9 protein-coding genes and 1 pseudogene are annotated in these 11,445 nt (G+C 38.5%); 2 read left to right on the forward strand and 8 right to left on the reverse strand.

What is annotated here, in order from left to right; translation table 11 throughout:
* Nucleotides 1-54: 54 nt before the first annotated feature.
* Both AHMF7605_RS06135 and AHMF7605_RS06140 read right to left on the reverse strand, forming a co-directional pair.
* Nucleotides 55-1,788 (reverse strand): PAS domain-containing hybrid sensor histidine kinase/response regulator, encoded by a 1,734-nt coding sequence (locus AHMF7605_RS06135; protein WP_106927462.1) that lies wholly within the window; start codon nt 1,786-1,788, stop codon nt 55-57.
* A complete protein-coding gene (locus AHMF7605_RS06140) occupies nt 1,775-4,219 on the reverse strand; it encodes a GNAT family N-acetyltransferase (protein WP_106927464.1) in 2,445 nt (814 codons plus the stop codon). The genes AHMF7605_RS06135 and AHMF7605_RS06140 overlap by 14 nt, the downstream gene beginning before the upstream one ends.
* Before the next feature lie 88 nt (nt 4,220-4,307).
* On the opposite strand from AHMF7605_RS06140, the gene AHMF7605_RS06145 reads away from it, so the two are divergent.
* Nucleotides 4,308-4,709, forward strand: a complete 402-nt coding sequence (locus AHMF7605_RS06145) for a DUF7793 family protein (RefSeq protein ID WP_106927466.1) — start codon at nt 4,308-4,310, stop codon at nt 4,707-4,709.
* A gap of 256 nt (nt 4,710-4,965) precedes the next feature.
* Here the strand turns inward: AHMF7605_RS06145 and AHMF7605_RS06150 are convergent, their stop codons facing one another.
* The 5 genes and pseudogenes from AHMF7605_RS06150 to ispG form a co-directional block, all read right to left on the reverse strand.
* Nucleotides 4,966-5,346 (reverse strand): MmcQ/YjbR family DNA-binding protein, encoded by a 381-nt coding sequence (locus tag AHMF7605_RS06150; protein WP_106927468.1) that lies wholly within the window; start codon nt 5,344-5,346, stop codon nt 4,966-4,968.
* Nucleotides 5,346-5,510, reverse strand: a complete 165-nt coding sequence (locus tag AHMF7605_RS30110; protein WP_199200201.1) for a DUF6728 family protein — start codon at nt 5,508-5,510, stop codon at nt 5,346-5,348. The genes AHMF7605_RS06150 and AHMF7605_RS30110 overlap by 1 nt, the downstream gene beginning before the upstream one ends.
* A gap of 90 nt (nt 5,511-5,600) precedes the next feature.
* Complete coding sequence (locus AHMF7605_RS06155; protein ID WP_106927470.1) at nt 5,601-5,906, reverse strand: nucleotidyltransferase domain-containing protein; 306 nt, start codon at nt 5,904-5,906, stop codon at nt 5,601-5,603.
* 41 nt (nt 5,907-5,947) lie between these two features.
* Nucleotides 5,948-6,261: pseudogene (locus AHMF7605_RS30120) on the reverse strand (HI0074 family nucleotidyltransferase substrate-binding subunit).
* A gap of 108 nt (nt 6,262-6,369) precedes the next feature.
* On the reverse strand, nt 6,370-8,349 hold the full coding sequence (ispG, locus tag AHMF7605_RS06170) for a (E)-4-hydroxy-3-methylbut-2-enyl-diphosphate synthase (protein WP_106927476.1): 1,980 nt from the start codon (nt 8,347-8,349) through the stop codon (nt 6,370-6,372).
* 219 nt (nt 8,350-8,568) lie between these two features.
* Here ispG and AHMF7605_RS06175 point away from each other — a divergent pair, with 219 nt between their 5' ends.
* Nucleotides 8,569-9,027, forward strand: a complete 459-nt coding sequence (locus AHMF7605_RS06175; protein ID WP_106927478.1) for a hypothetical protein — start codon at nt 8,569-8,571, stop codon at nt 9,025-9,027.
* Between the two features lie 82 nt (nt 9,028-9,109).
* On the opposite strand, the gene AHMF7605_RS06180 is transcribed toward AHMF7605_RS06175, so the two are convergent.
* Nucleotides 9,110-11,302: a glutamine synthetase III family protein gene (locus tag AHMF7605_RS06180; RefSeq protein ID WP_106927480.1), complete on the reverse strand. Its 2,193-nt coding sequence runs from the start codon at nt 11,300-11,302 to the stop codon at nt 9,110-9,112.
* Nucleotides 11,303-11,445: the final 143 nt, after the last annotated feature.

Below are 11,445 nucleotides of genomic sequence, written 5' to 3' on the forward strand. Positions count from 1 at the left end.
AAGGCCGGTAAGTTATAGTTACTTACCGGCCTCTTTTAAGGTGTTTAATTTTAATTATACCGGAAAACTATATTTAACAATACGTTTGTATAACTCATCCGGGTTAAAAGGCTTACTTAAATAATCATTCATGCCCACTTGGAAAGCTCTGTCCTGGATATCTAACATAGCCGAAGCGGTTAAAGCAATAATTGGCAATTTTTGGTACTTCTCCCCTTCTAACCGCCGTATCGCTAAAGTTGTATCGTAACCATCTTGTTCCGGCATTTGCAAGTCCATCAAAACTAGGTTATAATCTTTGCTCTTTACAAGATCCAATGCAATTAACCCGTTTTCCGCAATATCAAACTCAATTTCCCATTGGTTTAAAAATTGTTTTACCAGAAAAATATTAATCTGATTATCTTCCGCAATTAAGAGCCGGATTCCTTTTAAACTTTTTGGAGCAGAAACTAGGAGTTCCTTAGAGTCCGGAGAAAGTTGTTGGTTACTGTTTTCGAAGGTTAAGCTAAAGTAAAAAGTAGATCCTTTGCCTACCTGACTTTCTACAAAAATTTCGCTGCCTTGTAATTTAAGCAAGTGCTTGATAATCGTAAGCCCTAAACCAGAGCCACCAAATTCACGGGTGGTATCGGATTTAGCTTGCGTAAAACTTTCAAAAATAAGATCCAGTTTATCCGCTGGAATACCGATCCCCGTATCGTTAACCCGAAAATCAATGGTAGTATGCGTTTCATTTTGGTCCTTAACCGCCGCCGAAATAGTAACACGACCTGTTTTTGTAAACTTTACCGCATTGCTGATGAGGTTGGTTAAAATCTGGCTCAACCGGACCGGGTCTCCCACTAAGGAAGAAGGTAAGTCCTGATCTAACAATAACTTTAGTTGTAAACCTTTTTCAATGGCTATTTGCTGAAGTGGACCGCTAATCTTGGTAATAAGTTTTTTTAGGTCAAAGTCAATTTTCTCAAATTCGATTTTTCCGGCTTCTATTTTACTAAAGTCTAAAATATCATTTATTAACGTTAGTAAGTTATCCGCCGAAAACTTGAGTACTTTTAAATATTCCTGCTGATCTGGCCGGGGATCGTTGTTGAGCAATAAACTGGTAAAACCAATAACAGCATTCATAGGCGTCCGAATTTCGTGACTCATGGTCGACAAGAAATTGCTTTTAGCCTCGTTCGCTGCTTCCGCTTTATTTTTTGCTTCGATTAACTCTTTTTCGGTTTGCTTAAGCTTGGAGATATCTTTGGCAATAATTAAAATACCTTCTACTTCTTTAGCATTATTCTTTAAAAAGGAGAAAGAACAGGAAGCAGGAATCTTAATATCCTGCTTCGTGGTAAACATTAATTCCTCATTTAAAACCTTACCCTGATGTTTAAACTTTTCCATTAAAACGGGCAAAGAGGAATTATCGCTGTGCTGAACAAATGAAGAAAAAGGAATTCCTGTTAATTCTGCTTCGCTATAACCAAGTAATTCCTCTACCGCTTCGTTTACATTCCGAATGGTGAAATCCGTGTTCAGAATCAGGAGCATATCTACTACTCCCTGATAAATGCTCTGCATAAAATCTCGGGAAACAGTAGAGTTTTTAAGCTCCTGTCCTAGCATACTTACCCCAGCAATAACAGCATCTAATTCATCGCCGGTTTCGGAAGCATCCATTTTGTAATCAAAATTTCCGTTTGCTACTTCCGCAATCAGGGTAGTTATTTCCTCAATTCTATCGTTCAGAACTTTCACGTAATTGATTTTAAACTGTAATTCAATCTTTTTCAACAGCAATGGTAGCTTCTATTAACTCCATTGCATAGTTGTCTTTGGCCTGGTAATAACCTACTTTAGGGTATAAAGTAGCTCCTACTCTTTTCTTTTCGATAGTGGCTGATATGCCAAAATTTATTTTTTGGCAACCTAGAGCATTGGCTCTTTTAATTACCTGATAAAGAGTTTGGCGGTAAATGCCGTACTCTATTAAATAATCATAATCCATACCAATTAACATAGGACTGTAGATTTCCGCGTTGTTTTTATGGCAAAAGCACACAGAAACCGGTTTTTTGTTATGCGAGTGTTCTTCTTTCAGGTATAATACCACAAATTCCCATGCCGGATCAGCGTTCATCTCGTAAAAAAGTTTATCCGGAAAAAGAAAGTTATTTATGGCAACATTATTATCTTTTACGTTTTTAAACAAGGTTATCGCATATTCTAGTTCCTCAACTGGCAACTGGTTTTTAACTTTAACCTCAAAGAAATGCTCATTTCTTTTAATTTTTTGGGCAAAATGCCTTCTACTTTTCCGAGAAATGCTTTCTAAGTAACCTTCTTCAGAGGCCCAGTTTAAATTCTCCAGCACACACGATTCCGGCATATCTACTTTCACGAAGCCTTGACCAACCATAAATTCGTCCATTTCGGTGTCATTGGCAGCAAAATCCCGTAAGATTATATTACTCGCATTAACATTTTCTTGCTCCTTAAAGAGTTCATCCATTACGGCTTTGAACGCTTTTTTCCAATAAGGACTTTCTCTATCCAGGTAAATATGTTCGCCTTCTGTGAACAAGCTACCCATAATAATACCCGTTGAGGTTAGATAATAAGGATTGAGTTCTCTTTCTTTCTCTATTACCTTAGATACGGAACTTTGAGAGAACATATCTTCTTTGTGCAGACCCACCACTAAAAATGTAATTAAAACAATTTTACCTTGGTTGTCTTCTACTACATAATATTTAAAATCCCAATTGTTTTCTGGTTCTTCGTTGTTGCGGAAAGTGGTTTCTAAAAATTTCAACCCATTCCAATCAATCATGCCGGTATTTCCTAAGTATTTATTCCAAATAGCAGGATCAATTTTTTCGATGGAGGAATAGCGCTTAATGTTAAGCTGATTTTCAATAACCAGCTTAAGAGTAGTAGAAGTTGAAACGTGCGTTGAAGGAGCCATTTTAAAAGCTTTCCGGATTTTCTCATCGGTCTGGTTGGTTTCCTTTAAGGCTCTAGTGAAATGATGTTTCAGTTTATCTACCAATATCTCAATATGCTCCAGTGAATTGTTGAGGGAAATGGTAATCCGGATACCAATATTCTTTGCCGGAACAGCCGGGAAGGTGGCCAGATTAACGTAAATACCATCGTTTAACAATTCATGAACCAGGTAATTACCCATTTCCATGGTTCCCGTGCCAATAAAGAATATCGGACTATTGTTCTCGTGAACTAAAGGCAGGTTTGTTTGTTTCAGTAAGGTATTAAAATAAGTTATTTTTTGCTGTAATTCTTCTTGGTATTCATAAATCTCATTACTTAAATGGATGCGGGCAGAGGCAATAGCAGCACCCAAAGTAGCCGGTTCTATTTGCACGGAAAAAGTAAGTGGCCCCCCAAAGTTATTCACTTTATTGTACCATTCTTCGTTCGGGAAAAGCGATAAACCACCACAGGCTCCAAATCCTTTACCAAGATTAGCGGTAAGAATCATTTTACGGTACAATCCTTCGGGCATTTGGCTCATAACATAACCGGTACCGTGTTTGCCGGCCCAGCTCATACCATGCGCATCATCTACGTATAAATATAGTGGTTCGTACTTCTCGGCTAAAGCAATCAGCTCTTTCACAGGAGCGTAGTCTCCGTACATGGAGTAAACCCCATCGGCCATGTACCAGATTTTATCATATTTATTTCGTTGCTTTTTAATCCGGTCTTCGAGCATTTCCAGATTATTATGCCGGATCATTTCTACGGCTACTCCTTGGCTTAATAATTTTTTTACCGCTTCCTGCACACTAGCGTGTACCTGGTGATCCAGAATTACTAAATCATTGGAACGTATAATGCTAGGGATAGTAGTTAAATGCGAAAGGGTACAATTTTTAGAAATAACAACCGGAGCATTGTACATTTTTTGAATCATACTTTCCAGTTCGCTGTATAAAGGATTGGAAATATACGTGCGCGACATGGGAAACTGAGTTCCGAAACGCTGAATGGCATCAATGGCACTTGCTTTAATTTCAGGATGATGTTCTAATCCCAGATAGCCGCACGTACCAAAATGAAGAACTTGATGACCATTTAAGGTTAGAGACTGTCCGTTTAAAGAATGATCTTGCGCGTGCAGGTGAATAATTCCTTTCTTTTTGGACACTGACAAAACAGAATCTACAGTATCTAAAATATTATTGTGTCTAATCTTTGCCATTTAATCTTTAATTTTGTAGAGTTGATTTTCCTAATTTTTGTATCATAAAATTGGACAACACTAATATTGCACTTTATATTCAATTTAAATGGCACAATTCCAAGAAGGTAGTAGAACCAAGAAGCAAGAAACCAAATATGTTAATATGTATATTCAAGAAGGCATCTTTCAATGCTATTTTAAAGCGATGGATATTATGGATATAAATGTGGCGGAAGCGACTGTGCGAGACCGCTTGCAATTTTTTGAGAATACCGCTTACCCTTGCTTGTTTGATATAACGCAAGTAAAAGAAACTACTAAAGATGCCCGCGATTTTATGGCGAATGAGGGTAATAATTTAGTTTTAGCCAGTGCCATGGTGGTAAACTCTCCCATGCTTAAAATGATGGCCAACTTTTATATAATGGTTAACAAGCCGAAAAATCCTACTCGTTTATTTACAGATCGCGAAAGTGCCTTAGAGTGGTTAGAGCAATTTAAAAGTTAGTACGAAGAAAACAATTGTACTTATATTGTATTGCTTCTCCTTATTACCTTTAAATTTAAACATTTGACTTTTATGATTTTCTAAGAAATAGATTTTTAGAATTTTAAATTTTTATATAAACCATTTTAGAAGCATCCTCTAAGGAAGCACGTTAAATCTCACAAAATTTATAGCTTTTACGCTATTTTATTAAATGAGTGAAATTAAAAAAAAAGCAAAGTAGTAATAAAGAATTACCCTATTTATGCTCTTTAATTTAGGAAAGAAAGCCAATTGGCGGCTCATCTTGAATATTGATATTTAATTTTAGGGCCCGGGTAAGTTTCGCGTAAACAAGCAGGTAAGATTGGTCGATCCATTCTTTTAATACTAAATCGGGCAAGCTGCCCTTAGTACTAATAGTGTTCCAATGCTTTTTATCCATGTGGTAACCGGGCTTTACCTCATCAAATTGTTCCCGAAGTTCAACTGCTTTTAAAGGATCACACTTCAGGTTAATGCTGGCAAACTCATTAATATCGGTAAGAGCAAAAATTTTACCCCCTACTTTAAATACCAACGTATTGTCTCCAAATGGAAGCTCTTCAGTAACACCAGCTTTGGAAAGGCAATATTCCCGAAAATCTTCGATGTTCATTAAAACAAATATTTGAATGCCATGTAAATTAAACCAGCCAGAAACATGCTCATAGATAATTTATTAATGAAATGCATGGTCCGCAGGTTGAAATTAGATTTACGATTCGGATCTTTTTTGCGAAAAAAATAAGTAGCTACTTCCGAAAAATCAAATAATCCCATTGTATAAAAATTTTAAAGGTACAGGTAAATACTCTACTTATAAACAAATTATAGGCAAAAAGAATTTAGTATAAAGTACTTTTTGCCTTATTATTTTCGGGAAAAAATTGGTACTCCTACTCGGTTGATGTGATTAACTAATTCAGGCTCTTTAATCTTATCGTAAATAACTAAATCGAAGGTATTAGGCAAATTTAAATCTTCTAATTGATGGAATAGCATTAATAAATAATCAAAGTTTAAATCTTTGCCCATTAAGGCAATGTCAATATCGGAACCAGGCTTATAATTTCCTTTCGCTCGCGAGCCAAATAGTATAGCTTGATTCACGGCAGAAGCAGCAGCAAATATACCCTGAATGGAGCTAATTTGATTTGGTTTCAATCCGTAAGTCATAGTCATCAGAATAAGGGAGATTGTTTTCCGTTGCTTTCTTCTTACAGTTTAATTAAAAGCTCTTGAAAAACTTCAAAGTATCTACTTGTAATTGCTTCTGCAATCTCTTCTGCTATATCCTTATCATAGGTATGTGAAGTTGCTTCCCGGCTTTTTTTATCGCTATCCAAGTTACACCATCTGTAATATATCCATCTTTAAAAACTTGTTCAATTACCGGACGTAGCCCTTTTACATCAGAGTAACCTTTATATTCGAGTAAATCCTGCAGCGTTTTCCAACTTAATTCATAAGTATACTCAATGCGCTGAATAAGTCCTTCGCGTTCTAAATCAGAATAGCTTTTTAGCGCCACTGCTTTTTGCAATTACTCAAAAGCCTTTTGTAAACTAGAACGGCGTTGTTGCTACCGAATAGCTGGTTGCATAGATTAAAGTTTCAGATGAAATAAAACTTTACAAATTTAAACGTGACTAAGCTCGGGTACAACTGGTTCTACCCAACGATTATCTTCTTTTATTAAATTAATTAATTCCTCTACGGCCGCTTCTTCCGGTACCGATTTTTTAATTACACTTTGCCCGCGGTATAAAGCAATTTTCCCTTTTCCTACTCCCACATAACCATAATCCGCATCCGCCATTTCGCCGGGACCATTTACAATACAACCCATTATACCAATTTTTACTCCTTTTAAATGATCGGTCCGCTTCCGAATCATAGCGGTAGTTTCCTGAAGATCAAATAAGGTACGGCCACAACTCGGACACGAAATATATTCTGTCTTACTCATGCGGGTACGAGCAGCTTGCAAAATACCGAAAGATAAACGGTTTAACTGATCAATTTGCTCCAGCCAAGCTAATTTTGCTCTATTCGCTAAATCTTGAGTGCTTAAATAAACACCATCTCCTAAACCATCTATCAGCAGCCCCCCAATATCCGTGGAAGCATATAGCTGGGTTTGTTCTGCCGATATATCCGGGTAACTTCTTTTAATAATTACCGGGTTCTTTACTCCCTTATTCATTAACCGGAAAAAACATTTACGTAATTCGGCCATGGCATGCTCGTTAGCCGTTTGCGCGATTAATACCACCGAGTAATCCGTCTTTAAACTTTGAATAATAGTATCACTTAAATCCTCAATAGTTATACTGAGAAAGTTTACTTCGGCATGTTTCTCCGCAGAGCTTAAATATTCTTCGGGAGTAAGCAGCGGATATCGTTCCGTGCGGTTTTCGGAATTTAACCAAGCCGGATAATCTACTATCTCTTTTAAACCGTTAGGCAACATAAACGAAATAGGCTGCGAGCCGGTGTAAATATAATCCGCCCCTAAGTCGTTCATATTAAATTTATCCAGTAGCATGGAGTATAAATGCCCCACACATTTTAAATCCGCATACTGTATTTGGCTTAACCGACTTAAATCGGCAATTACGCGCGGTACATTTTGAGCTCCTATATTACTTACTTCCTGGGTTTCCCGCCGGAAATATTGAAAAGGGTTGATAGGTACATTACAAATTGGTTTTATAGATTTGTGCCCAGCCCGGTGCGTATAACGATCAATAAGCATAAGAGCAACGGGTGCTTCATATTCCGGCGCCTCGGTTAAAGAAACGCGTACCGTATCGCCAATACCATCTTCCAGTAAAGTACCTATACCTACCGCAGATTTAATTCTTCCGTCTTCGCCCTCGCCGGCTTCGGTTACGCCTAAATGAAAAGGGTAAGGTTGTAATCCTTCTTCTTCTAATTTTTGCGCCAATAACCGGTAGGCCTGCACCATTACCTGCGTGTTACTAGCCTTCATGGAAAGAACAATATCGTAATAGTTCAGGTCTTCGCAGATGCGCAAAAATTCTAATGCGCTTTCTACCATTCCTAGCGGCGTATCTCCGTAACGACTCAGAATACGGTCGGACAGTGAACCGTGATTAGTTCCGATGCGCATTGCCGTGCCGTATTCTTTACATATTTTAACTAAAGGAATAAAACGCTCCCGGATACGGTCCAGTTCTGCCTGGTAGGTGCTGTCCGTATAATCAATTACTTCAAATTTCTTTTTGTCGGCGTAATTACCTGGGTTAATACGAACTTTTTCTACAATCCGGGCCGCCAATTCGGCAGCATTAGGGGTAAAATGAATGTCGGCGATTAAGGGAACCTGATAACCCCGACGGCGAAGTTCCGCTTTTATATTTCTTAGATTTTCGGCTTCTTTTACGCTGGGAGCAGTAATACGCACGTATTCGCAGCCCGCATCTACCATCCGAATGGTTTGTTCCACTGAACCAAGAGTATCCATGGTATCCACGGTGGTCATGGATTGCACCCGAATGGGATTATTTCCTCCTAGTGGTAAATCACCAATATACACTTCGCGCGTTTGGCGGCGCAGGTATTCAGTCAGGCTACGGCAATACATTACATTCATACTAAACAGTTGTTGTTACTTTCTACAACAAACAAGTCGGGGGGTTAGTGTCCGGCCCGGTAAAATTACTAGGTTATAATGAAAACACCATTATCCAAAGATTGTTTTGCTTTAAAAGGAATACCGAATAGCCATAATTTCCGTTATATATAGGGTATAATAAAAATAGTACTCAGCTCTATATAATATTAGTATAGACAAACAATTAACATAGATAGTATGTCACCATTAAATATACACAGCGATTGGCGAGGGAAAGTATTCCGGCAGGCTGCCGCCTTTGGCATTAAAGGACAGCAAATTTTGGATGTAATATCATTAACCAGAAATGTAATTAAAGAAGAATTACACACCGAAGTAAAAAAGGGTCAGAACAAACCGGTTTTGCAGTTTCTCCTTAATCAATCCATTCAACACGGTAAAAATATTTTGTTTGATAAAATCATCCAGAGAGTAGCCGGGCGGTTAATTCTTCGATTAGGTATACCGGGTGGGTTAGCCGTGAGTATTGCCACTTTAATAGTACCAATTTTACTCAAAGGATTAACAAAGAAGGCAATGAAGAATGTCAATGTGCAGAATTTAATTGCTCGGCTGGATGCCCGGGACCAGCTACCAGACTTATCGGCACTAAAAACTATGTTTCGCCGGCAAGATCCAGATTCGGCTGCCGCATAATTTAAATTTTTTAACCATTCCCTCAACAATAAAAAAGGCACTCTAAATAGAGCGCCTTTTTTATTAATAACAATTTATAATATTAGTGTCTAAATAACATTTCGCGGTATTTAACTAAAGGCCAATCTTCGTCATCTACCATTAATTCTAATTTATCTACGCTATAACGAATAACATCGAAGTACGGACGAACTACATCGCAGTAATTGATGGCGCGTTCCCGGGCATCTTCAATCTTATTAGCTACTTTACGGGCTTCAATCATTTCTTCCACGTTGCGCTTAATAATGTTTACGTGTTTAGAAATAAACTTGATCGACTCAATAGTTTCTTCGGTGTATTCACCTTGATCCAGACCTAACTCGCGCAAACCTTTAATGTTATGAATTAATTTATTCTGGTAGGCTATGGCCGTAGGAATAACGTGATTATTGGCTAAATCACCTAAAACGCGGGATTCAATTTGAATTTTCTTCGTGTATTCTTCGAGTAGAATTTCGTGCCGGGCATGTAATTCTACTTTCGAGAAAATACTATTACGAATGAATAAGTCTTCTGAGGTGGAGCTTACTAAGAAATCTAAGGCTTGCGGAGTAGTACGTACGTTAGACAAACCCCGGCTAGCTGCTTCGTCTTCCCATTCTTGGGAGTAACCATTGCCTTCGAAACGGATCGCCTTGGAAGCTTTAATGTATTCGCGGATAATTTCTACAATCGCTACTTCTTTCTTCTTGCCTTTATCAATTAAAACGTCCACTTTTTGCTTAAAGTCGATTAACTGATCGGCCACAATGGCGTTGAGGATGGTCATGGCCGAAGAACTGTTGGCGGAAGAACCTACTGCCCGGAATTCAAATTTATTACCGGTAAAGGCAAACGGAGAAGTACGGTTACGGTCAGTGTTATCCAATAAAATTTCCGGAATTTTATCGATACCTAATTTTAAATACAGATTATCTCCTTTATCAATCGCAATCTGAGAATTGTTTTCCAATTCGTTTAGAACGGCATCGAGCTGCGAACCTATAAATACCGACATAATAGCGGGCGGGGCTTCGTTAGCTCCTAAACGGTGATCGTTATTAGCCGACGCAATAGAGGCCCGCAACAAATCGGCGTGCTTATAAACGGCCATAATGGTAGAAGCAAAGAACGCCAAAAATTGAAGGTTTTCCTTTGGTCGTTTGCCCGGGCTTAGTAAATTAACCCCGGTATCGGTAGAGATGGCCCAGTTGTTATGCTTACCGCTGCCATTTACTCCTTTAAATGGTTTTTCGTGTAATAAAGCTTTAAAATTATGACGTTCCGCTACTTTATTCATTAAATCCATCAACAACTGGTTGTGGTCAACGGCTAAGTTTGCATCTTCGAAAGTTGGCGCACATTCAAATTGATTAGGCGCCACTTCGTTGTGGCGGGTACGCAACGGAATACCTAATTTTAAAGCTTCTTGCTCAAAATCCAGCATAAAAGCGTGTACCCGCGGCGGAATAGAGCCAAAATAATGATCTTCTAATTGCTGCCCTTTCGCCGGAGCATGCCCAAATAAAGTACGACCCGTCATTATTAAATCCGGGCGAGCATCGAAAAGGGCTTTATCCACCAAAAAGTATTCTTGCTCAATACCTAAAGTAGCGGTTACTCGGGTTACATCTTTATCAAAATATTGGCACACCTCTACCGCAGCGCGGTCCAGGAAAGATAAAGTTTTAAGCAAAGGAGTTTTATAATCTAGCGCTTCACCCGTATAAGCTACAAAAACAGTAGGAATACACAAGGTTTTAGCACCGTAAGAATCCATGATAAAAGCCGGAGAAGTAGGATCCCAGGCGGTGTAACCCCGGGCTTCAAAAGTATTGCGGATACCGCCGTTCGGGAAAGAAGAAGCATCCGGTTCTTGCTGCACCAGGGCCGAACCTTTAAAATTTTCGATGGCTTGACCATCAGCGTTCAAATCAAAGAACGAATCGTGTTTTTCGGCGGTAGCTCCGGTTAGAGGTTGAAACCAGTGGGTATAATGCGTAGCACCTTTCGATAGAGCCCAGGTTTTCATTGCAGCAGCCACTGCATCGGCCACAGCCCGGTCTACTTTAGTACCATGTTTAATAGAAGTAACTAACTTTTTGAAATACTCCCCCGACATGGTGGTACGCATAGCCTCTAAGCCAAATACGTTTTTTCCGTAGTATTCAGATATTTTTTGGGAGGTTTGAGGTACATCAACTGGTTTACGGTGGTCTACCAGCTCAAGCGCTTTAAAACGAAGTACGGCCATAGTGTGATTAAGTGTTTATTTAATAAGATAGCCAAAGGTAATCATTAATCTTTTTCATCAAAATGCTAAGATTAAAATTTTAAACATTTTTTTAAAATTTATAAAAATATCCTAACATCTACCTTTCAATCCGGACTGTTTTT

Source organism: Adhaeribacter arboris (assembly GCF_003023845.1).
Lineage (GTDB): Bacteria > Bacteroidota > Bacteroidia > Cytophagales > Hymenobacteraceae > Adhaeribacter > Adhaeribacter arboris.